The organism is Streptomyces sp. NPDC031497 (assembly GCF_055580905.1).
Genome location: NZ_JBVIKO010000010.1, coordinates 274135 through 294620, shown reverse-complemented (window position 1 = coordinate 294620; position 20486 = coordinate 274135). Strand labels below are relative to the sequence as shown.

At 71.6% G+C, this 20486-nt stretch carries 22 protein-coding genes; 8 read left to right on the top strand and 14 right to left on the bottom strand.

Translation table 11 applies throughout. The features are described from left to right. Positions 1–95 precede the first annotated feature (95 nt). On the bottom strand, positions 96–1052 hold the full coding sequence (locus tag ACZ5K7_RS23025) for an ROK family protein (RefSeq protein WP_351712979.1): 957 nt from the start codon (positions 1050–1052) through the stop codon (positions 96–98). A 194-nt stretch (positions 1053–1246) separates the two neighbouring features. Here ACZ5K7_RS23025 and ACZ5K7_RS23020 point away from each other — a divergent pair, with 194 nt between their 5' ends. Both ACZ5K7_RS23020 and ACZ5K7_RS23015 read left to right on the top strand, forming a co-directional pair. After that, positions 1247–2323: a LacI family DNA-binding transcriptional regulator gene (locus ACZ5K7_RS23020; protein ID WP_351712977.1), complete on the top strand. Its 1077-nt coding sequence runs from the start codon at positions 1247–1249 to the stop codon at positions 2321–2323. Between the two features lie 7 nt (positions 2324–2330). Then, positions 2331–3128, top strand: coding sequence for a hypothetical protein (locus tag ACZ5K7_RS23015; RefSeq protein WP_468915643.1), 798 nt, complete (start codon positions 2331–2333; stop codon positions 3126–3128). A gap of 118 nt (positions 3129–3246) precedes the next feature. Here ACZ5K7_RS23015 and ACZ5K7_RS23010 read toward each other — a convergent pair whose 3' ends face one another. After that, a complete protein-coding gene (locus tag ACZ5K7_RS23010; protein ID WP_351712973.1) occupies positions 3247–4551 on the bottom strand; it encodes a DUF6986 family protein in 1305 nt (434 codons plus the stop codon). 210 nt (positions 4552–4761) lie between these two features. Between ACZ5K7_RS23010 and ACZ5K7_RS23005 the strand changes: the two genes are divergently transcribed. Continuing rightward, on the top strand, positions 4762–5712 hold the full coding sequence (locus ACZ5K7_RS23005; protein ID WP_468915641.1) for an endonuclease/exonuclease/phosphatase family protein: 951 nt from the start codon (positions 4762–4764) through the stop codon (positions 5710–5712). A 59-nt stretch (positions 5713–5771) separates the two neighbouring features. Here ACZ5K7_RS23005 and ACZ5K7_RS23000 read toward each other — a convergent pair whose 3' ends face one another. From ACZ5K7_RS23000 to ACZ5K7_RS22985, 4 genes are all read right to left on the bottom strand, one after another. Then, positions 5772–6734 carry an electron transfer flavoprotein subunit alpha/FixB family protein gene (locus ACZ5K7_RS23000; RefSeq protein WP_351712969.1) on the bottom strand — a complete coding sequence of 321 codons (963 nt, stop codon included), beginning with the start codon at positions 6732–6734 and terminating at the stop codon, positions 5772–5774. A 52-nt stretch (positions 6735–6786) separates the two neighbouring features. Continuing rightward, a complete protein-coding gene (locus ACZ5K7_RS22995; protein ID WP_351712967.1) occupies positions 6787–7575 on the bottom strand; it encodes an electron transfer flavoprotein subunit beta/FixA family protein in 789 nt (262 codons plus the stop codon). A gap of 218 nt (positions 7576–7793) precedes the next feature. After that, entirely contained in the window at positions 7794–8303 is a 510-nt protein-coding gene (locus ACZ5K7_RS22990; RefSeq protein ID WP_351712965.1) for a flavin reductase family protein, read from the bottom strand. Positions 8304–8511: 208 nt separating this feature from the next. Further along, complete coding sequence (locus ACZ5K7_RS22985) at positions 8512–8925, bottom strand: TlpA family protein disulfide reductase (RefSeq protein ID WP_351712963.1); 414 nt, start codon at positions 8923–8925, stop codon at positions 8512–8514. 106 nt (positions 8926–9031) lie between these two features. Between ACZ5K7_RS22985 and ACZ5K7_RS22980 the strand changes: the two genes are divergently transcribed. Next, positions 9032–9448 carry a DUF4395 domain-containing protein gene (locus tag ACZ5K7_RS22980; RefSeq protein WP_351712961.1) on the top strand — a complete coding sequence of 139 codons (417 nt, stop codon included), beginning with the start codon at positions 9032–9034 and terminating at the stop codon, positions 9446–9448. 187 nt (positions 9449–9635) lie between these two features. After that, positions 9636–10364, top strand: coding sequence for a lysophospholipid acyltransferase family protein (locus tag ACZ5K7_RS22975; RefSeq protein ID WP_351712959.1), 729 nt, complete (start codon positions 9636–9638; stop codon positions 10362–10364). A gap of 3 nt (positions 10365–10367) precedes the next feature. Here ACZ5K7_RS22975 and ACZ5K7_RS22970 read toward each other — a convergent pair whose 3' ends face one another. The 5 genes from ACZ5K7_RS22970 to ACZ5K7_RS22950 all read right to left on the bottom strand — a co-directional run bounded on the left by ACZ5K7_RS22970 (position 10368) and on the right by ACZ5K7_RS22950 (position 15010). After that, positions 10368–11069 (bottom strand): B3/B4 domain-containing protein, encoded by a 702-nt coding sequence (locus ACZ5K7_RS22970; RefSeq protein WP_468915639.1) that lies wholly within the window; start codon positions 11067–11069, stop codon positions 10368–10370. Between the two features lie 10 nt (positions 11070–11079). Beyond that, a complete protein-coding gene (locus tag ACZ5K7_RS22965) occupies positions 11080–11673 on the bottom strand; it encodes a transglutaminase domain-containing protein (protein ID WP_468915637.1) in 594 nt (197 codons plus the stop codon). 84 nt (positions 11674–11757) lie between these two features. Beyond that, positions 11758–12828, bottom strand: coding sequence for a threonine aldolase family protein (locus ACZ5K7_RS22960; RefSeq protein ID WP_351712952.1), 1071 nt, complete (start codon positions 12826–12828; stop codon positions 11758–11760). Then, a complete protein-coding gene (locus ACZ5K7_RS22955) occupies positions 12825–13574 on the bottom strand; it encodes an SDR family oxidoreductase (protein WP_351712950.1) in 750 nt (249 codons plus the stop codon). Before ACZ5K7_RS22955 ends, ACZ5K7_RS22960 begins: the two co-directional genes overlap by 4 nt. A 38-nt stretch (positions 13575–13612) precedes the next feature. Then, positions 13613–15010 carry a DUF6421 family protein gene (locus ACZ5K7_RS22950; protein WP_468915635.1) on the bottom strand — a complete coding sequence of 466 codons (1398 nt, stop codon included), beginning with the start codon at positions 15008–15010 and terminating at the stop codon, positions 13613–13615. 411 nt (positions 15011–15421) lie between these two features. On the opposite strand from ACZ5K7_RS22950, the gene ACZ5K7_RS22945 reads away from it, so the two are divergent. Further along, on the top strand, positions 15422–16105 hold the full coding sequence (locus tag ACZ5K7_RS22945) for a glycerophosphodiester phosphodiesterase (protein ID WP_351712945.1): 684 nt from the start codon (positions 15422–15424) through the stop codon (positions 16103–16105). A 4-nt stretch (positions 16106–16109) separates the two neighbouring features. Here the strand turns inward: ACZ5K7_RS22945 and ACZ5K7_RS22940 are convergent, their stop codons facing one another. Next, positions 16110–16649 carry a GNAT family N-acetyltransferase gene (locus ACZ5K7_RS22940; protein ID WP_351712943.1) on the bottom strand — a complete coding sequence of 180 codons (540 nt, stop codon included), beginning with the start codon at positions 16647–16649 and terminating at the stop codon, positions 16110–16112. Between the two features lie 191 nt (positions 16650–16840). Here ACZ5K7_RS22940 and ACZ5K7_RS22935 point away from each other — a divergent pair, with 191 nt between their 5' ends. Beyond that, on the top strand, positions 16841–17233 hold the full coding sequence (locus ACZ5K7_RS22935) for a VOC family protein (RefSeq protein WP_468915632.1): 393 nt from the start codon (positions 16841–16843) through the stop codon (positions 17231–17233). Positions 17234–17311: 78 nt separating this feature from the next. Then, on the top strand, positions 17312–18076 hold the full coding sequence (locus ACZ5K7_RS22930) for a VOC family protein (protein ID WP_468915630.1): 765 nt from the start codon (positions 17312–17314) through the stop codon (positions 18074–18076). Between the two features lie 94 nt (positions 18077–18170). On the opposite strand, the gene ACZ5K7_RS22925 is transcribed toward ACZ5K7_RS22930, so the two are convergent. Next, a complete protein-coding gene (locus ACZ5K7_RS22925) occupies positions 18171–18743 on the bottom strand; it encodes a MarR family winged helix-turn-helix transcriptional regulator (RefSeq protein ID WP_351742520.1) in 573 nt (190 codons plus the stop codon). Then, positions 18740–20392, bottom strand: a complete 1653-nt coding sequence (locus tag ACZ5K7_RS22920; RefSeq protein ID WP_468915628.1) for an FUSC family protein — start codon at positions 20390–20392, stop codon at positions 18740–18742. Before ACZ5K7_RS22920 ends, ACZ5K7_RS22925 begins: the two co-directional genes overlap by 4 nt. Positions 20393–20486: the final 94 nt, after the last annotated feature.

The window sequence follows — 20486 nt, the reverse complement described above, 5'->3', positions numbered from 1 at the left end:
ACGTTCCCGACCGGCCGTTCCCGACCGGCCCGGTCGGCCGGACCTGAACCCCGGCCGACCGGGCCTGAACGTTACTGCTCCGTCCCGCGGCTGCCTCAGACCCCCGCCGCCGTCGCGTCCGTGCCCATCCGCGCCAGCGCGGCCGCCGCCGCGCCCACCAGGCCCGCGTCGGTGCCCATCTGGGCCGGGACGACCGTCAGACGCTGCACGAAGGAGAGGGTCGCGTAGTCGGTGAGGGCCTTGCGCAGCGGCGTGAAGAGGATGTCCCCCGCCTTGCCCACACCGCCGCCGATCACCGCGATGTCGATCTCGACCAGGGTCGCGGTGGCCGCGATCCCGGCCGCCAGCGCCTGCGCGGCCCGCTCGAAGGACGCCACCGCGACCGGGTCGCCGGTCCGGGCCGCGGCCGCGACCGCCGCCGCCGAGGTGTCGCCGTCGGGACCCGGCTGCCAGCCGCCCTCCAGCGCGCGCCGGGCGATGTTGGGCCCGCTCGCGATGCGTTCCACGCAGCCGCGCGATCCGCAGGGACAGGGGTCCCCGTCGAGATCGACGCTGATGTGCCCGATGTGGCCCGCGTTGCCGGTCGGCCCGGGGTGCAGCCTGCCGCCGAGCACCAGGCCGCCGCCGACACCCGTCGACACCACCATGCACAGCGCGTTGTCGTGGCCGCGGGCCGCGCCCTGCCAGTGTTCGGCGGCCGTGATGGCGACGCCGTCACCGATCAGCTCGACCGGCAGACCGCCGGCTGCCGCGCGCACCCGCTCCACGAGCGGGAAGTCCCGCCAGCCCGGCACGTTGACCGGGCTCACGGTGCCGGCGGAGGCGTCCACCGGGCCCGCGCTGCCGATCCCGAGCGAGCCGGCCCGCCCCCACAGGGGTGAAGCGGCGAGTTCGCCGACCACCTCCTCGACGGCCCCCATGACCGTCTCGCCGTCCTGCTGGGCAGGCGTCGCGCGCTGGGCGCGCGCCTGGATCCGTCCGTGGCCGTCCACCAGAGCGCCGGCGATCTTGGTGCCGCCGATGTCGAGGGCCGCCACGAGGTCGGTGTGCATCAGAGTCAGATCTCCCCGTCAACCATGAGTAACCGAGTGAAAGGCAGCCGTCCAGCGGTGGGGGCGCGGGCCGGAGATTGCGGTGGACAGTCTCCCTCGCATCTGACAACGTTGTCCAGGCTCTATGCTCGACGCCACATCCTCATACAAACCCATGGACCTGTGCATCCCCCGTGGACAACAGGAATCCCACCGTGGACGACAGGACAGGACGCCGCATCGTGCCCGAGACCTCCCGCCGCGCAGACCGTCTTCCCGGCTCCCGTTACGGGACCCGGCCGACGATGAAGGACGTGGCTGCGCGCGCCGGTGTCGGTCTCAAGACGGTGTCCCGGGTGGTCAACGGCGAGGCCGGGGTGACCCCGGACACCGAACGCCGGGTCCAGGAGGCGATCGACGCACTCGGCTTCCGCCGCAACGACAGCGCGCGGGTGCTGCGCAAGGGCCGTACCGCGAGCATCGGGCTCGTCCTGGAGGACCTCGCCGACCCGTTCTACGGCCCGCTCAGCCGTGCCGTCGAGGAGGTGGCCCGGGCCCACGGCGCGCTGCTGATCAACGGCTCCAGCGCCGAGGACCCGGACCGGGAGCAGGAGTTGGCGCTGGCGCTGTGCGCGCGGCGGGTGGACGGGCTGGTGGTGATCCCGGCCGGCGACGACCACCGCTATCTGGAGCCGGAGATCAGGGCTGGCGTGGCCACGGTGTTCGTGGACCGCCCGGCCGGGAGGATCGACGCCGACGTGGTGCTGTCCGACAACTACGGCGGGGCCCGCGACGGGGTCGCCCACCTGATCGCGCACGGCCACCACCGGATCGGCTTCATCGGCGACATGCCCGGCATCCACACGGCGGCCGAGCGGTTGCGCGGCTACCGGGCCGCGATGGAGGACGCCGGGATATCCGTCGCGCCCGCGTGGACCTCCCTCGGCATGACGGACCCGGAGCGGGTGCGCCGGGCCGCCGAGGAGATGCTGTCCGGGCCCGCCCCGGTCACCGCGATCTTCACCGGCAACAACCGGGTGACCGTCACCGTGATCCGGGTCCTCGCCGAACAGCCCCGCCCGGTCGCGCTCGTGGGCTTCGACGACATCGAGCTGGCCGATCTGCTGCATCCGGGCCTCACGGTCGTCGCCCAGGACGCGGCCCTGCTCGGCCGTACGGCCGCCGAGCGGCTCTTCCGTCAGCTGGACGGAACTCTCCTGGCACCGGAGCGCATCGAGCTGCCGACCCGGCTGGTCACCCGCGGCTCGGGCGAGCTGCCGCCCTCGGAGTGAGCCGCGCATGACCGGCCGTACGCTCACGGAACTGGGCCTCGACCAGGCACCGCGCGACCACCCGCTGACCTACCCCGGCGTCTGGCCCGCCGACTCCGGACTCCTCGACGGCGACCGGCTGCTGCCGCTGGACCGGCTGGTGCACGACGACGGCCGGGTACCGGTGCTCGCGGTGGGCTCCAACGCCTCTCCCGCCCAACTCCAGCACAAGATGGCCGAGTCCGGGGTGACCGGGCCGATCCCCATGGTGCGCACCCGGGTGACCGGGCTCGATGTGGGCGTCTCCGCGCACGTCAGCCGGCTCGGCTATGTCTCGGCGTCCCCGCTCCGGTCCCCCGCGACGGCACGGGAGTTGTTCGTCCTCTGGCTGGACGGGCCCCAGCTGGAGGTGATCGACGCGAGCGAGGGCGTACCGCTGCCGGGCGGCAACTTCGGCCGGGCCTGGCTGCCCGCCCCGGACATACGCGTCGACCTGGCGGACGGCACGACGCTGCCCGGCGTCCACGCCTACGTCAACCGGCACGGCGTCCTGCACGACGGCTCCGGCACACCCCGCCGTCACCCCGGCGAACCTGCCCTTCTCACCGAACTCCTCACGGAGTCGGGTGAATTGAGGGGGCTGTTCGGTGCCACGCCGCAGGAGTTCTGCGCCCGTGCGCGCGCCGACGCCGACCTGTGCCGACGGGGCACCCGGCTGTTCGCCGAGCGGAGGTGGGCGGTCGCGTCGGGCCTGGAGCGGTACGTCCTTGCTCGGCGGACGGGAGGTCCGGGGACCGGCTCGTCGTGGTCGCCGCCCTTGGTGTAGACGTCGCTGACGTATCCACCGGCGTTGCCGCTGTCGTCGGCCCTGGCCCACCAGACGTCGTCCACCCGCCACAGGTCTCCCGGCGGCCCGGATCCCCCGAACCCGGATACGCCGGCCGCTACTTGCCGGAGGCCGTCAGATCGCCGCGCCGGGGTGCCGCGAACCCCTCCAGATCGGCGCGGGTCAGCCCGGTCAGCCGGGCCACCTCGGCGATGTCGAGGGCGCCGCAGTCCAGTCCGCGCAGCAGGTACCCGCCGAGGGCCTTGGCGGTGGCGGGCTCGTCCATGACGTCACCGCCGGCGCGGTTGGCGTACCGCGCGAGCCGGGCGGCGGCCTGCTCGAAACCCTCGCGGTAGAAGGCGAACACGGCCGCGTACCGGGTCGGGATGTGGCCGGGGTGCATGTCCCAGCCCTGGTAGTAGGCGCGGGCCAGGGCGCGCCGGGTGAGTCCGTAGTGCAGCCGCCAGGCGTCGTGCACCTTCGCGGTGGGGCCGACCGGCAGCACGTTGGTGGAACCGTCCGACACGCGTACGCCGGTACCGGCGGCCGCGACCTGCATGACCGCCTTGGCGTGGTCGGCGGCCGGGTGGTCGCTGGCCTGGTAGGCGGCGGAGACGCCGAGGCAGGCGCTGTAGTCGAAGGTGCCGTAGTGCAATCCGGTGGCGCGGCCCTCGGCGGCCTGGATCATCCGGGCGACGGTGGCGGTGCCGTCGGTGGCGAGGATGGACTGGCTGGTCTCGATCTGGATCTCGAACCCGATCCGGCCGGGCTCCAGGCCGTGCGCCTTCTCGAAGGCCTCCAGGAGCCGGACCATCGCGGTGACCTGCTCGGGGTAGGTCACCTTGGGCAGGGTCAGCACGAGGCCCTCGGGCAGGCCGCCGGCCGCCATCAGCCCGGTGAGGAAGATGTCGAGGGTGCGGATGCCCCGGTCGCGCACCGCGGCCTCCATGCACTTCATCCGGATGCCCATGTACGGTGCCGCCGTACCCTCGGCATACGCCTCGGCGATCAGCCGCGCCGCCCGGGCCGCCGTCTCGTCCTCCTCCGCGTCGGGGCGGGGGCCGTAGCCGTCCTCGAAGTCGACGCGCAGGTCCTCGATCGGCTCGCGCTCCAGCTTGGCGCGGACCCGGGAGTGGACGGGCTCGGCGAGTTCGTCGGACAGGCCGAGGACGGCGGCGAAGGAGGCTGCGTCGGGGGCGTGTTCGTCGAGGGCGGCGAGGGCCCGGTCGCCCCAGGAGCGGACGGTGTCCGCGGCGAAGGCGTCACCGGGGACGTACACGGTGTGGACGGGCTGGCGGGTGCCGGGGTCGCCCGGGTAGCGGCGCTCCAGTTCGGCGTCGACCGGCGCGAGGGAGGCGCTGATCTCCTCGCTGACGGCGCCCGCGAGACTCGTCGCCACCTTCTGCTGCTGGCCCTGGCCCATCCCACACCCTCCTGTTTTCCACTGTACGGAATCAACAATCCGTTGAATGAAGTTATCCGGATGCCTTCGGGACGGTCAACACCATGTCCACCGTGCGACACGCCCCCATCTGGGCATGTTCACGCTCGACTCACACCTGGGTAGCACACTCTCTGCGCAGGACTCGCCTTACGCACGCCTCGTCCGGCCGTCGCCACCGAAGGAGCCCCCGTGCCGAACCAGCGCCGAGTCACCCGTCGCCTGGGACTGAAGGTCCTGTTGGCCGCGGCGGTCACCGTGCCCCTCTCCAGTGCCGCGATCTCCGCCTCGTCCGCCTCCTCCAGACCGTCCGCCACTCTGCGGGCCGGGCGGGCGACCCCCTCGGCTCCGTCGCGGCGCGCGCCCCGGCTCGACGTCATGACCTTCAACCTGCGGTACGCCAGCACCGCCGAGCCCAACAGCTGGACCGACCGCCGGCCCGTGATGCGCGAACTGCTGCACCGCGCGCACCCCCAGGTCATCGGCACCCAGGAAGGCCTCTACCAGCAACTGCGCGACATCGACACCGACCTCGGACCGCACTACGACTGGATCGGCACCGGCCGCGAGGGCGGCAGCCGGGACGAGTCCACGGCGATCTACTACGACATCCGGCGCCTGGCCCCTGTGGAGCACTACACCTTCTGGCTCTCCGACACCCCGGAGGTCATCCGCTCCAACACCTGGAACGCCGCCTTCCCCCGCATCGTCACCTGGATCCGCTTCCGCGATCTCGCCGACGACGGCCGGGAGTTCTACGTCGCCAACACCCACTTCGACCAGAAGAGCCAGTACGCCCGCGAGCGCAGTGCGACCCTGCTCACCCAGCGGATCGCGGAGTTCGACCCCGCGCTGCCGGTCGTGGTGACCGGCGACTTCAACGCCGCCGCGCACAGGAACCCGGCCTACGACACCCTGGTGGACTCCGGCCTCGTGGACACCTGGGAGGCGGCCGAAAGGCGCGGCACCCTGTACGGCACCTTCCACGGCTACCACCGGCTCAAGCGGGACGGCGACCGTATCGACTGGATCCTGACCTCGCCGGGTGTGACCACGCACCGGGCGACGATCGACACCTTCTCGATGCACGGCCAGTTCCCCAGCGACCATCTGCCCGTGCAGGCCTCGCTGAGCCTGCGCTGACACCACGAGGCCCCCGTGACCGGTGTCGGTCACGGGGGCCTCGGACAGCCTGGCGGTGATCAGCCCTTGCGGGTGTTGATCTCCTCGGTCAGCTGCGGGACGACGTCGAAGAGGTCGCCGACCACGCCGAAGTCGACGAGCTCGAAGATCGGGGCCTCGGCGTCCTTGTTGACCGCCACGATCGTCTTCGAGGTCTGCATGCCCGCCCGGTGCTGGATGGCCCCGGAGATGCCGTTGGCGATGTACAGCTGCGGGGAGACGGACTTGCCGGTCTGGCCGACCTGGTTGGTGTGCGGGTACCAGCCGGCGTCGACGGCGGCACGCGAGGCACCCACGGCCGCGCCGAGGGAGTCGGCGAGCGCCTCGATGATCGCGAAGTTCTCGGCGCCGTTGACGCCGCGGCCGCCGGAGACCACGATCGCGGCCTCGGTCAGCTCCGGACGCCCGGTCGACTCACGCGGGGTCCGGCCGGTCACCTTGGTGCCGGTGGCCTTGTCGGAGAAGGTCACCGCGAGGGCCTCGACCGCGCCGGCGGCCGGGGCGGCCTCGACGGCGGCGCTGTTGGGCTTGACCGTGATGACCGGGATGCCCTTGGAGACGCGGGACTTGGTGGTGAAGGACGCGGCGAACACCGACTGGGTGGCCACCGGGCCCTCGTCGCCGGCCTCCAGGTCGACGGCGTCGGTGATGATGCCCGAGCCGATGCGCAGCGCCAGACGCGCGGCGATCTCCTTGCCCTCGGCGGAGGAGGGGACCAGGACGGCGGCCGGGGACACGGCGTCGTAGGCGGCCTGCAGCGCGTCCACCTTCGGCACGACCAGGTAGTCGGCGTACTCGGACGCGTCGTGGGTGAGGACCTTCACCGCGCCGTGCTCGGCGAGGACGGCGGCGGTGTCGGCGGCGCCGTTGCCGAGGGCCACGGCGACGGGCTCGCCGATCCGGCGGGCCAGGGTCAGAAGCTCCAGGGTGGGCTTGCGGACGGCACCGTCCACGTGGTCGACGTAGACGAGGACTTCAGCCATGGGAATGCTCTCCTGCTTGGATCAGTTGAGGGGCGGTCGGCGACTGCGGGGCTCAGATGAACTTCTGGCCCGCGAGGAACTCGGCGAGCTGCTTGCCGCCCTCGCCCTCGTCCTTGACGATCGTGCCGGCCGTGCGGGCCGGACGCTCGGTGGCGGTCTCGACCGCGCTCCAGGCACCCTCCAGACCGACTTCCTCGGCCTCGATGTCCAGGTCGGACAGGTCCCAGGACTCCACCGGCTTCTTCTTCGCGGCCATGATGCCCTTGAAGGACGGGTAACGCGCCTCACCCGACTGGTCGGTGACGGACACGACCGCCGGCAGGGAGGCCTCCAGCTGCTCGCTGGCGGCGTCGCCGTCACGACGGCCCTTCACGACGCCGTCCTCGACGGAGACCTCGGAGAGCAGGGTGACCTGCGGGACACCCAGCCGCTCCGCCAGCAGGGCCGGGACCACACCGGCGGTGCCGTCGGTCGAGGCCATACCGGAGACCACCAGGTCGAAGCCGGCCTTCTCGATCGCCTTGGCCAGCACCAGCGAGGTGCCGATCACGTCGCTGCCGTGCAGGTCGTCGTCCTCGACGTGGATCGCCTTGTCCGCACCCATCGACAGCGCCTTGCGCAGCGCGTCCTTGGCGTCCTCCGGACCGACGGTCAGGACGGTGACCTCGACGTCGTCGTCGGAGTTCTCGGAGATCTGCAGCGCCTGTTCGACCGCGTACTCGTCCAGTTCGGAGAGCAGACCGTCCACGTCATCACGGTCGACGGTCAGGTCATCGGCGAAGTGCCGGTCGCCAGTGGCGTCGGGCACGTACTTGACAGTGACAACGATCCTCAGGCTCACGCCGGCTCTCCTACTGCATCGTCTTTTCTGGGCTGCCTCTTGAAGGCAGCATAGGCGCCTCAAGCGGCTCATCCCGGTCGGGGCGGCCGCGCGCTCCGAACGGAATATTACTCGTCAGTACACCCAGTTCATGCCCGCTAAGCAAGCGCTTTGAACTGTGACCTTCGCAACGCAGCGTAACCGGAATCCGACGCCCCCGCAGGACGAGGGACGCGTGATCAATCGCGCAGTCCGTTGAAAGCACCCTGGTGGTACAGGAGCGGCCGGCCGGCGCGGGAGGGGTCTCCGACGACCACTTCGGCCAGCACGATGCGATGATCGCCGGCCGGTACCCGTGCGACGACCCGGCACACCAGCCAGACCAGCACGTCGTCGAGGACCGGGACTCCCGCATGGCCCTCGCGCCAACTGGTGGGCGCCCCGAACCGGTCGGCGCCGCTGCGCGCGAAGGTGGCCGCGAGCTCGGCCTGGTGCTCGCCGAGGACATGGACGCCGATGTGCTCGGCGGTGGATATCGCGGGCCAGCTGGAGGCGCCCGTGCCGACACCGAAGGAGAGCATCGGCGGCTCGGCGGAGACGGAGGAGAGGGAGGTGGCGGTGAATCCGACCGGGCCGCCGGCCCCGCGCGCGGTGATCACCGCGACGCCGGCGGCGTGCCGCCGGAAGGCGGAGCGGAGCAGGTCGGGGGAGGCGAGCCGGGAGGTGCCGAGGTCGGGCGTGGCCGTCATGGAGTCTTCCTTCTGGGGGAGGCGGCGTTCGGGTCCGGGGTCGTTCAGCGACCCGGACAGCGCGCGCTCGCGGTGCGGGCCAGATCGACGTGGACCCGCCCGAAGAGAAGGAGTTCATGGGGCATACGGTCAGGCTGACGATAGGTGGTACGCCCAGTCAAGTACGTTCCGGCATATGGGAGCTGCCTCACCGTCATCGGCACGTCCGTCAGACCGCCTCTCCCAGCGCGGCGATGACGTCCGCCTTCCGGGGCTGTCCGGTGGCCCGGCGCACCACCCGGCCGGCCGCGTCGAGCACCAGCACGGTGGGCGTCTTGAGGATCTCCAGTTCGCGCACCAGGTCCAGGTGGGCCTCCGCGTCGATCTCGACATGGGTGACCCCGGGGACCAGCGCGGCGACCTCGCCGAGCACCCGCCGGGTGGCCCGGCAGGGAGCGCAGAAGGCGCTGGAGAACTGCACCAGCGTTGCGCGTCCGCCGAGTTCGGCACCGAGTTCGGCCGCCCCGAGCCGCTTGCCGTCGTCCCGCCCGCGCACTCGTACCCTCCCGCTCCGCCGCTTGTGCAGCACTCCGTAGACGCTCGCCGCCGCGAGCACCGCCACGCACACCATCAGTCCGGTCATCACGGGCTCCAGCTTTCACGACGCCGCTCGCCACTTCGACAAGCGTTCACGAGACTGCAAAGATTCCCGACTCCCCTATCGGCCTTCGGGGCGGAATCCTTGGTTCATGGACATCGACGCACGTGGGCCGCGATTCGCGGCGGCCGTGACGACGGTCGTACTGGCCGCCGCGCTGATCACCCGGAGCCCCTGGATCCTCGCCTGGCAGACACTGGTGTTCGCGCTCGGCGCGGCCGCGGGCGTGAGCCGTTCGCCGTACGGGTGGGCGTTCCGGACGGCGGTACGACCCCGGCTCGCTCCCCCTACGGAGTTCGAACCACCCGAACCCCCGCGATTCGCGCAGGCGGTGGGACTGGTGTTCGCGGGACTCGGTCTGGTCGGCTTCGCGCTGGGCCCCGGCTGGCTGGGGCTCGCGGCGACCGGGATCGCGCTCGCCGCGGCCTTCCTGAACGCGGCGTTCGGGTACTGCCTGGGGTGCGAGATGTTCCTTCTCATCCGCCGAGTGGCGGTACGCGCAGAGTAAAGGCGGGTTAAAAATCCGAGGTGGATCATAGGCCGACGTGACGAGGATCTCGCCACTCCGGGGCACCAGGGCTGGCTCCCCGTCCGTTCTTCGGGCACGATCTGCGATACGTCGTAAACCTACGGCTCCGTAACTTTCTCGCCGGGAGACTCTTTCCCAGGCAGAGCAGAAAGGGTCCGCCCCGCCCATGGCCGAGTTGGTCTACCGTCCCGTCATCGGTTTCGCCAAGACGCTGTTCAAGGTCTGGGACCTCAAGATCGACTGCCAGGGTTCCGAGAACATCCCGCGCTCGGGCGGCGCCGTGCTGGTGAGCAATCACATCAGCTACCTGGACTTCGTCTTCGACGGACTGGCAGCCATCCCGCAGAAGCGCCTGGTGCGCTTCATGGCGAAGGACTCGGTCTTCCGGCACCGGATCTCCGGTCCGCTGATGCGCGGGATGAAGCACATCCCGGTGGACCGCAAGCAGGGCGAGGCGGCGTACCAGCACGCGCTGGACTCGCTCAAGTCCGGTGAGATCGTGGGGGTCTTCCCGGAGGCCACGATCTCCCAGTCGTTCACGCTGAAGAGCTTCAAGTCGGGCGCGGCGCGCCTGGCCCAGGAGGCCGGCGTCCCGCTGATCCCGATGGCGCTGTGGGGCACGCAGCGCCTGTGGACCAAGGGGCAGCCGCGCAACTTCAAGCGCAACCACCTCCCCATCACCATCCGGGTGGGCGAGCCGGTCGAGGCCCCGCGCGACCAGTACGCGGGCGCCATCACCCGCCGCCTGCGCGAGCGCGTCCAGGACCTGCTGGACGCGGCCCAGCGCGCCTACCCCGCCCGCCCGAAGGACACGGCGGACACCTGGTGGCTTCCGACCCACCTGGGCGGTACGGCCCCCACGCAGGAGCAGTTGAAGGCGGCCGAGGCGGTCTGAGCCTCAGCCCGCCGACTCGGGCGCCCGCACCTCGATACGCGCCCCGGGGCTGAACTTCTCCAGCAGCTCGGCGAGTTCGGCACCCGCCGACTCGACCTCGGCCACCGGCATCGGGGCGAGGCTCTCCAGGAGGAAGACGGCCGAGGTCGTCCGCTCGGTCAGGCGGGTGCGGGGACCCTGGCGCCAGTTCCAGCGGCGGCAGGTGACGCCCGCCGCGTCGCACCACACGACCTCGCCGGCGTCCGGGTGCTCGACGGCCTCCTCGCCGCCCGCGACCGTCACGAAGTCCTCCTCCCCCGTGGCGCGCACGAGGCGCATCCCGCCCTGGATGAGGTCGAGGTCCTCGCCGCCGACGGGGATCAGGTGGGCGACGCTGATGGCGTTGTAGAGGTCCACCAGCAGGTTGATGCGGGGCAGGCCGCCGTCCGCGAGGGCTCGTTTGGCCAGCGCCTCGGCGGAGTTCCGGGTACGGGACGGCTTGGATCCGAACGCCGTGTAGGCCGCGCGCCAGGCCGCCATGTGCGGATCCTCGTGCGGGGCACGCCCGTCGAGGCGCACCGCGAGCCGTCGGGACGCGTCGTCGAGGAGGGCCGAACTCGCCTCGGTGCTGGGCCCGTTGGCCAGACCGTGAGCCTCGATCGCGAGGTGCGTGAAGCCTGGCGCGAGGGCGCGCACCTCGTCGGACACGGTGAGCGTGAGAGTCATCTGCCTTGCCTCAGAGTGCGGTGGGGAACGTCTTCCACAGGTACGAGCGGTCGGGCGCCGCTTTCAGCGCGCCGAGCACGGCCGGGTGAGGTTCAGCGTACAGGACTGGATAGTCCATCTCATTGGACTCCGGGTCGGGAGTCCAGGCCAGCCGCTCGCCGTCGAGGGAGAACCGGGCGTCGACGCCGGGCTTGTTGCCGCGCGGGTCCTGCCGGTGCCAGGCCCCGTTGAAGCGGACGGCGACCAGCCCGTGCACGACGTGGCCGGTTCCGTCGTCGTCCGCCAGCCGCTGGTAGCACAGGGCGGTGGGGATGTCCTCGGCGCGCAGCAGGGCGGCGAGGGCGTGGGCCTTGGCACAGCAGATGCCGGTGCGCCGCTCCAGCACGTCCGAGGCCCGCCAGGTGACCCGGGGATCGCCGGCATCGGCGGAGTGCGGGACGGCGTCCCGCACGAACTCGTACGCGGCCCGTGCATAGGCATACGAGTGATCGGCTTCCGACGCCAGTCGGGCGGCCGCCTCCCGGACCACGGGATGGCGATGGTCGATGACCTCGTCAGCTGCCAAGTACGCGGACAGGTCGGCGGTGTTCTGGATCAGCTCCATGAGCGCAGAGCATAGAAATGCGATCACCCGAGAGTCAATGACTTTTCAGGCGACCGCATATCTATGCAACAGCCGTGGCCCTGCCTAGCGCGCCATCTCCTCCTTGAGCGCCGCCACGAACGCGTCCACGTCCTCCTCGGTCGTGTCGAAGGCGCACATCCAGCGCACGTCTCCGGCGGCCTCGTCCCAGAAGTAGAACCGGAAGCGCTTCTGGAGGCGCAGGCTCACGTCGTGCGGGAGCCGGGCGAAGACGCCGTTGGCCTGCACCGGGTGGAGGATCTCCACACCGTGCACGGCCCGGACGCCCTCGGCGAGCCGCTGGGCCATCTCGTTGGCGTGCCGGGCGTTGCGCAGCCACAGGTCCTTGGCGAGCAGCGCCTCCAGCTGCACCGACACGAAGCGCATCTTGGAGGCGAGCTGCATGGACAGCTTGCGCAGGTGCTTCATGTGGCTGACGGCGTCCTGGTTGATCACCACGACCGCCTCGCCGAACACGGCGCCGTTCTTGGTGCCGCCCAGGGAGAGGATGTCGACGCCGACGGCGTTGGTGAACGTGCGCATCGGGACGTCCAGGGAGGCCGCCGCGTTGGCTATCCGGGAGCCGTCCAGGTGCACCTTCATGCCGTGCCCGTGGGCGTGCTCGCAGATCGCGCGGATCTCGTCCGGCGTGTAGAGGGTGCCCAGCTCGGTGCTCTGGGTGATCGACACCACCTGCGGCATCGCACGGTGCTCGTCGTCCCAGCCGTACGCCTGCCGGTCGATGAGGTCCGGGGTGAGCTTGCCGTCGGGGGTGGGCACGGTGAGCAGCTTGAGGCCGCCCATGCGCTCGGGGGCGCCGCCCTCGTCCACGTTGATGTGCGCGCTCTCGGCGCAGATCACCGCGCCCCAGCGGTCGGTGACCGCCTGGAGCGCGACGACGTTGGCACCGGTGCCGTTGAAGACCGGGAAGGCCTCCGCGGTCGCGCCGAAGTGGCCGCGAACGATCCGCTGGAGGTTCTCGGTGTACTCGTCCTCGCCGTACGCCACCTGGTGACCGCCGTTGGCGAGGGCCAGGGCGGCCAGTACCTCGGGGTGGGCTCCGGCGTAGTTGTCACTGGCGAAACCGCGGACCTCCGGGTCGTGGTGGCGACGTGCGTCGGTCTTCGGAGGATTCACGGCTGCTCGGTCAGCCACAGACGGTTTCCGTTCACTTCGGATGCGGACCTGCTCCAGACGCCCTCGACGGCCTCGGCGAGGTCTTTGACGTCCGTGAAGCCCGCGAACTTCGCGTTGGGACGCTCGGCGCGCATCGCGTCGTGCACCAACGCCTTCACCACCAGGATGGCAGCAGCGGAGGTCGGGCCCGCCTCGCCCCCGGCCTTGCGGAAGCCGTCGGCCATGGCGAGCGTCCACGCCTCGGCGGCGGCCTTGGCGGCGGAGTACGCGGCGTTCCCGGCGGTGGGCTTCGACGCACCGGCGGCACTGATCAGCACGTACCGTCCGCGGTCGCTGCGCTGCAGGCCGTCGTAGAAGGCCAGGGAGGTGTGCTGGACCGTCCGGATCAGCAGCTTCTCCAGCAGGTCCCAGTCGGCCAGGTCGGTCTCGGTGAAGTTCGCGCTGCCGCGCCAGCCGCCGACCAGGTGGACGAGGCCGTCGATCCCGCCGTGGTCCTTCTCGATACGGTCGGCCCACGCCCGGGTCGAGTCCAGGTTGAGCAGGTCGACCGTCTCACCGGTGACCACGGCGCCGCCGCCCGCGTAGCGGGCCGCGTCCACGGCCTCCGCCAGACGCTCGGGATTGTTGTCGGCGCCGACGACGGTCGCGCCCGCCCCGGCGAGTCTGACCAGGGTCGCGTGCCCGGCGGGTCCACCCGCCCCGGCCACCGCGATCACCGCACCACTCAAAGACCCGTTGCCCGCCATGTGCTTCCCCTCTTGAGCAGTGTTCCGGAGACGGCCGCTCACGCGGCGACCGGCTCGGCGCTGTCCGCCGTGATGCCCTTGGTCTCGGCGATCACGTTCTTCAGTTTCTTGGACAGTGCCTCGTAGAACATGCTCAGCGGAAACTCGTCCGGAAGCACGTCGTCCACGAGCTTGCGCGGCGGCAGCGTCAGGTCCAGGGCGTCCGGGCCCTTGGCCCACTTGGAGCCCGGGTGCGGGGCGAGGTAGGCGGCGACCAGCTCGTAGCCGGCGAACCAGTGGACCAGCTTCGGGCGGTCGATGCCGTCCTTGTACAGCTTCTCGATCTCGGCGCACAGCTGGTTGGTGACCTGCGGGGCGCGCTCCCAGTCGATGGCGAGCTTGTTGTCGGTCCACCGGACCACGTCGTGCTTGTGCAGGTAGGCGAAGAGCAGCTGGCCGCCGAGCCCGTCGTAGTTGCGGACCCGGTCGCCGGTGACCGGGAAGCGGAACATGCGGTCGAAGAGCACCGCGTACTGCACGTCACGGGCCTGCGGGACGCCGTCGGCCGCCAGCTTCACGGCCTCCTTGAAGGCGGTGAGGTCGCAGCGCAGCTCCTCCAGGCCGTACATCCAGAACGGCTGGCGCTGCTTGATCATGAACGGGTCGAACGGCAGGTCGCCGTGGCTGTGGGTGCGGTCGTGGACCATGTCCCACAGGACGAAGGCCTCCTCGCAGCGCTTCTGGTCGTGGACCATGGCGGCGACGTCCTCGGGGAGCTCCAGGCCGAGGAGGCCGACGGCCGCGTCGGTGACCCTGCGGAAGCGGGCGGCCTCACGGTCGCAGAAGATACCGCCCCAGGAGAAACGTTCCGGCGCCTGGCGCACGGCGATGGTCTCGGGGAAGAGGACGGCGGAGTTGGTGTCGTAGCCGGCCGTGAAGTCCTCGAACGTGATGCCGCAGAACAGCGGGTTGTCGTAGCGGGTGCGCTCCAGCTCGGCCAGCCAGTCGGGCCAGACCATGCGCAGCACGACCGCCTCCAGGTTGCGGTCCGGGTTGCCGTTCTGGGTGTACATCGGGAAGACGACCAGGTGCTGGAGGCCGTGCGCGCGGCTCGCGGCGGGCTGGAAGGCCAGCAGCGAGTCGAGGAAGTCGGGCACCTGGAAACCGCCGACCGCCCAGCGCCGCAGGTCGGTCACCAGGGCACGGTGATAGCCGGCGTCGTGCGGGAGCAGTGGGGACAGCTCCTCGACGGCCGCGATCACCTCGTCGACGGCCCGCTCGGCGTCGGCGCGGCCCGGGGCGTCCTCGGCGTCGAAGTCGATCGACCCGTCCTTGGACTGCCATGGCCGGATCCGCTCCACGCCATCCTTGAGCACGGGCCACGCCGGGTGCTCGACCACCCTGGACACGGGAGGAACCTGCTCCTCCGAGCGCACCTGCACAAGAATTTCCGTCATTACCCATCCTCTACGGGAGAACCTCGCGTATGGACACCGTATGCATACGAGCTTTCTCCCAGCAAGGGGGCCCTCAGGAAATTATCCTGCGACGCTGCATCTTCGCCGCGCTTTTTCCTGTGCGAAACCGTGAAGACGCTCACATTCACTGCGACTGGTGACGCGGAGTCAGCTCCGGGCGGCGCATGGATCCGGCCGGTCAATACACGGCGGGACGCGCCCACCCCCGGGTGACCGCCGACAGGGGCACGAGCCAGCCGCCGCGCGCCCTGCGCACCAATCCCCCGTGTACGTACGGGTTCATCGTGCCGGGCGGCCATTAGGCTGCGCCCAGCCGCGTGGACAGCGACGTCCCGTCGTACGGTCCGCGCGCGTGCATCCCCGCCGCCGTCGACGGAAGCGAGTTGAATCTTGAACTTCCTTACCATCGGTCACCGCGGAGTCATGGGCGTCGAGCCCGAGAACACCCTCCGTTCCTTTGTCGCCGCCCAGCAGGCCGGCCTCGACCTGATCGAACTCGATCTGCACCTCAGCAAGGACGGCGCCCTGGTCGTCATGCACGACGCGGAGGTGGACCGCACGACCGACGGCACCGGCCCGATCGCCGAGAAGACCCTGGAGGAACTGCGCACCCTGGACGCGGGCCGCGGTGAGCGGGTGCCGGTGTTCGAGGAAGTCCTGGACGCGGTACGGACGCCGTTGCAGGCCGAGATCAAGGACGTGGCGGCGGCCCGCGCGCTGGCCGAGCTGATGCAGCGACGGGACCTGGTGTCCCGGGTGGAGGTGTCCTCGTTCCATGACGAGGCCGTCGCCGAGATCGCCCGGCTGGTACCGGGCGTGCGCACCGCGCTGATCGCCAGCCGGTACGGCCCCGACGTGGTGGAGCGGGCCCGGGAGGCGGGGGCGGCGACCCTGTGCCTCAACATCCGGCGGCTGACCCTGGAGGTCGTCGAGCACGCCCGCAAGGCGGACCTCAGGGTGATCGGCTGGGTGGTGAACACCCAGGACGACCTGCGGCTGGTGCGCGCCCTCCAGCTGGACGGCGCGACGACCGACTACCCGGAGATCAAACGCACCGCCCGCTTCACCGCGTGAGCCGTCAGACCAGTGGCTTGAGCAACAACTCGAACTGCAGGTCGGCACGTTGCGGGATACCGAAGCGCTCGTCGCCGTACGGGAACGGCGTCATCTTTCCCGTACGGCGGTAGCCGCGCCGCTCGTACCAGGCGATCAGGTCGTCGCGCACGGAGATCACCGTCATGTGCATCTCCGTGACGCCCCAGTCCTCCCGGGCCCGGCGCTCCGCCTCGGCGATGACGACCTTGCCGAGGCCGGCGCCCTGGAGGCCGGGGCTGACCGCGAACATGCCGAAGTAGGCGTGGGTGCCCCGGTGTTCCAGCTGGCAGCAGGCCACGACCCGGCCTTCCCGCTCGACGACGAGCAGCGTGCCGTCCGAAGCCTTGATGACGTCGAGGACACCGTCCGGGTCGGTCCGCTGCCCCTCCAGGATGTCCGCCTCGGTGGTCCAGCCGGCCCGGCTGGCGTCACCCCGGTACGCCGACTCGATCAGCGCGACCAGCGCGTCCACGTCGGCGTCGGTGGCGTCGCGGAAGGACAGTCCGGCGGCGGCGTTCTCCATGGGCGGCTTCTCCGATCTCGGGCAGGCTGAACCGGTCATGAGCCTAACGCCGCCGGTCGACCGGCGGTGAAGCGGTGGTGACGGGTGCGGGGAAGGAAGGTGCGAGGCTCCGGGCGCCGGGGCACGGGGGGCTGGGTGCCGGGGCACCGCCTGCGGGGTGCCGGGGGTGGGTGGGGCTACGCTCCGGTCGCATGGTGCACGTACTGAGCAGTCGTACCCTTGTCCACCCCACCGACCTCGAGCGTTCCCGCGCCTTCTACGGCGAGCAGCTCGGCCTCGCCGTCTACCGGGAGTTCGGCACCGGCCCCGAGCGCGGCACGGTGTACTTCCTGGGCGGCGGTTTCCTGGAGGTCTCCGGGCACGCGGACACCCCCGCCTCCCCCGCCGTGCAGCTGTGGATGCAGGTCGCGGACGCCGGCGCGGCGCACGAGGAGCTGGCGGCCAAGGGGGTCGAGATCGTGTGTCCGCCGGTGAAGGAGCCGTGGGGCCTGGTCGAGATGTGGATCGCGGATCCGGACGGCATCCGAATCGTGCTGGTGGAGGTGCCGGCCGACCATCCGATGCGGTACCGGCCGGGGATCTGAGGGCGCGCCCGGGTCCGATGGCCGCTGTCAGTGGCGGGGTCTAGCGTTCGGAGAAGAGATCCCCCGGAAGGAGCGGCCATGGAGTTCGACAAGCCGGTGACGGGCGGCCCCTGCTGGACGGAGCTGGGGACCGACGACCTGGAGGGCGCCAAGCGGTTCTACGCGGAGCTGTTCGGCTGGCGTCCGGAGACGGATCCCCGGCAGGAGGCCGGCTGCTACACCGTGGCGCATCTGGGGGACGCGGCGGTCGCGGCCATCAGCCCGCTGTACCAGGAGTCCCAACCGGTCGCGTGGAACGTGTCGTTCGCGGTGACCGACGCGGACGCGACCGCGCGGCTGGTGGAGGAGGCCGGCGGCACGGTGGTCGTCGGCCCGATGGACATCTTCGACGTGGGCCGCTTCTCGGTCGCCCTCGACCCCACCGGCGCGGCCTTCCAGCTGTGGGAGGCGCGGGCCTTCCGTGGCGCCGGGCTGCTCAACGCGCCCGGCGCGCTGGGCTGGGTGGAGCTGGCGACCCGGGACACCGGCCGGGCCGGGAGCTTCTACAGCACCGTCTTCGGCTGGAGCGCCGAGTCCTCCGAGTGGTACACGGAGTTCGCCGTCGGCGGGCAGCAGTTCGGCGGGATGGCCGACATGGGCGACCGGTACCCGCCGGAGGTGCCTCCGCACTGGCTGCCGTACTTCGCGGTCGAGGACGTGGACGCCACGGCCGAGGTGGCGGTCGCGGCGGGCGGTACCGTGCGCGCGAAGCCGATGACGGTGCCGGACGGCCCGCGTATCGCCGTACTGACCGATCCGCGGGGCGCGGTGTTCGGCGTCTTCCGGGCGGAGGAGAAGGGCTGAGCCGGGGGTCGTCCGTGCGGTGTGCGGCGGCCGGCGGCAGCGGCTCGACGGGCGGCGCCGCGGCCGTCGCCGTACCGCCCATGGCATCCCGCGGTCAGGCGCGCAACGCGCCCATCCTGCCCTCCAGTCGTCCCAGCAACTCGGCGAGCAGTCCGGCCAGTTCGCCCTGTCCGTCGGGGGCCAGGACGGACAGCACGGCCGTCTCGTAGGCGAGTTGTTCGGGCAGGATGCCGTCTACCAGGTCCCGGCCCGCGTCGGTGAGGCGGAGGTGGGCGACCCGCCGGTCCCGGGCGTCGCCGCGCCGCTCGACCAGGCCCCGCTCGGTGAGCTGCTTGAGGCGTTTGGTGACGGCGGCGCCGGAGGAGAAGGTCTCCTTGGCCAGCTCGCTCGGGGTCAGTTCGTGACCGGTGCGGCGCAGCGCGCCGAGCAGGTCGAACTCGGGGCGGCTGAGACCCGCCCGGCGCAGCGGGGCGTCCTCGGCCTGCTGGAGCAGGGCGGCGCAGCGGTTGATGCGGCCGATGACCTCCATGGGCCCGGTGTCCAGCTGGGGATGGACGGCCCGCCACTGCCGGACGACGGCGGCGACCGTGTCGTCTCTGCCCGCGGCTCTGCCCGTCCCCCCGTCCGCGTCGCCGTCGGCCGCCGGTCGTCCGTTGGTCGCCGTCATGGCCGTACGTCCTCCGTAGTCCTCGTGCCATCCCAGGAGTGCGGTCCCTGGCGTCGTACCGTCGCGGCGAGCGTACGGTGTCCGGACTGCTCGGCGAGCACGACCCGCTCCTGGGGGAGTGCGCTCTGCCACCACTCGCCGGACGCGGCGTCGGCCGTGGCGCGCAGCTCGGCGAGGGCGGCGGACAGGGTGCGGCGGGCCGCCTCCAGGGCGCGCGGGGCCGGGTGCGGTCCGGCGAGCAGCCGGGCGGTCTCCTCCCGGGCCCGCTCGACGGCGCTCAGGGCGCGTTCGACGCGGTCGCCGGCCCGGCGGTCGGTGACCACGACGGCGGCGGCGAAGCCGACCACCGCGCCGACCAGGGTGTCCAGGACCCGGTCGGTGATCAGCTGCCCGGGGTCCTGGGTGCGGGCGAACTCGGTGATGAGCAGCGCCATCGGGGTGACGCAGACGCTGCCGAGCCAGTAGTTGCGGCCGATCAGCGCCTCGGCGCCGAAGTTGAGGACGAGGCAGCTCAGTACCAGGACGGCCGGGTGCAGATGGGCGAGGGGCACGACGGCGGCGAAGACCAGGACGCCGAGGAGGTTGCCGACGACGCGCTGGACGCCCCGGCTCCAGGTGAGGGTGGTGTTGGCCTGGTAGAGGGAGGCGGCGGTGACCAGCGCCCAGTACGGGCGGCCGACGCCGAGGGCCAGGGAGGCGTATCCGGCGAGGGCGCAGCCGAGCGCGGTGCGGGCGGCGAGCGGGGTGAGCGGGCCGAGCCGGTGCCACAGCGGGCGGTGCGGTACGGCGCGTTCGGCGTCGACGCCGAGGAGTGCGTCGTCGGCGCCGGCCACCCGCGGGACGCGTCCGGTGCCGCGCAACTGGCGTGCCCAGCCGCGCAGTCGCTCGGGGTCGGCGTCGGCGGGGGCGGCGAGGGCGACCTCGGCACGGACGACGAGGTGTTCGAGGGCGCGGCGGGTGCGGTCGGTGCGGGCGCCGGTGGCGAGCAGGGACTGCCAGGCGGCGTGTACGGCGGCCGCGGCGGTCCGGGCGCGGGCGTGGCCCTCCCCGGTACCGCGGGTGTCGGCGTAGGCGGCGGTGGCGTTCAGGGCCTGGGCGGTGGCCCGGCGCTCCGGGCCGTACGGGCGCAGCAGCCCGGGTGCCATGCCGACCAGCCAGGCCCACACGCCCGCGAGCAGGGCCAGTCCGACATGGCCGGGCACCTGGGCGAGGTCCTGCGGGGCGAACAGGGAGGCGGAGCTGATGAAAGTGAGGACCACGTTCCCGGGCGGGCCGACCCGGGTGGCGTCGCACAGCGCCTTCTGCACGGCGGCCATCAGGGCGCCGACGGTGACCAGGGCGACCGCGTTCGTGGTGAGCGAGGCGGCGAGCAGGGCGACGGCGAGACCGCCGGTCATGCCGAGGACGACCCGGGCCAAGGTTCGGGCGCGGGCTGGGTAGGGGCGGTTGTGGCCGTAGAGGGCGCACAGCGATCCGGCCATCGTGTACATCGCCAGGTCGAGGCGGCCGAGGGCCAGCAGGGTCAGGTTGGGCGGGGCGACCGCGGCGACCACGCTGATGGCGGGTTTGTACCAGATGTCGGATGGCCGGCCGAGGCGCAGCGCACCGGCGAGGGGCAGACGGCGGGTGGTGGGGGACGCGGTGCTCATACACATCAATTTAGCATGTGTTTTACTCGTGAAGCACCTTCGAACATGCCGTCCGGCCGACTGTCCGCTATCGCCGAACAAACCCTTCGTCACC

Bases quoted from the DNA above. Each gene is read 5' to 3' on its own strand.
- ACZ5K7_RS23025 (WP_351712979.1), bottom strand. From the start codon at position 1,052: ATGCACACCGACCTCGTGGCGGCCCTCGACATCGGCGGCACCAAGATC.
- ACZ5K7_RS23000 (WP_351712969.1), bottom strand. From the start codon at position 6,734: ATGGCTGAAGTCCTCGTCTACGTCGACCACGTGGACGGTGCCGTCCGC.
- ACZ5K7_RS23010 (WP_351712973.1), bottom strand. From the start codon at position 4,551: ATGGGCCAGGGCCAGCAGCAGAAGGTGGCGACGAGTCTCGCGGGCGCC.
- ACZ5K7_RS22925 (WP_351742520.1), bottom strand. From the start codon at position 18,743: ATGACGGCGACCAACGGACGACCGGCGGCCGACGGCGACGCGGACGGG.
- ACZ5K7_RS23015 (WP_468915643.1), top strand. From the start codon at position 2,331: ATGACCGGCCGTACGCTCACGGAACTGGGCCTCGACCAGGCACCGCGC.
- ACZ5K7_RS22985 (WP_351712963.1), bottom strand. From the start codon at position 8,925: ATGACCGGACTGATGGTGTGCGTGGCGGTGCTCGCGGCGGCGAGCGTC.
- ACZ5K7_RS22920 (WP_468915628.1), bottom strand. From the start codon at position 20,392: ATGAGCACCGCGTCCCCCACCACCCGCCGTCTGCCCCTCGCCGGTGCG.
- ACZ5K7_RS22990 (WP_351712965.1), bottom strand. From the start codon at position 8,303: ATGACGGCCACGCCCGACCTCGGCACCTCCCGGCTCGCCTCCCCCGAC.
- ACZ5K7_RS22935 (WP_468915632.1), top strand. From the start codon at position 16,841: ATGGTGCACGTACTGAGCAGTCGTACCCTTGTCCACCCCACCGACCTC.
- ACZ5K7_RS22940 (WP_351712943.1), bottom strand. From the start codon at position 16,649: ATGGAGAACGCCGCCGCCGGACTGTCCTTCCGCGACGCCACCGACGCC.
- ACZ5K7_RS22980 (WP_351712961.1), top strand. From the start codon at position 9,032: ATGGACATCGACGCACGTGGGCCGCGATTCGCGGCGGCCGTGACGACG.
- ACZ5K7_RS22950 (WP_468915635.1), bottom strand. From the start codon at position 15,010: ATGACGGAAATTCTTGTGCAGGTGCGCTCGGAGGAGCAGGTTCCTCCC.
- ACZ5K7_RS22965 (WP_468915637.1), bottom strand. From the start codon at position 11,673: ATGGAGCTGATCCAGAACACCGCCGACCTGTCCGCGTACTTGGCAGCT.
- ACZ5K7_RS22955 (WP_351712950.1), bottom strand. From the start codon at position 13,574: ATGGCGGGCAACGGGTCTTTGAGTGGTGCGGTGATCGCGGTGGCCGGG.
- ACZ5K7_RS22975 (WP_351712959.1), top strand. From the start codon at position 9,636: ATGGCCGAGTTGGTCTACCGTCCCGTCATCGGTTTCGCCAAGACGCTG.
- ACZ5K7_RS22970 (WP_468915639.1), bottom strand. From the start codon at position 11,069: ATGACTCTCACGCTCACCGTGTCCGACGAGGTGCGCGCCCTCGCGCCA.
- ACZ5K7_RS22930 (WP_468915630.1), top strand. From the start codon at position 17,312: ATGGAGTTCGACAAGCCGGTGACGGGCGGCCCCTGCTGGACGGAGCTG.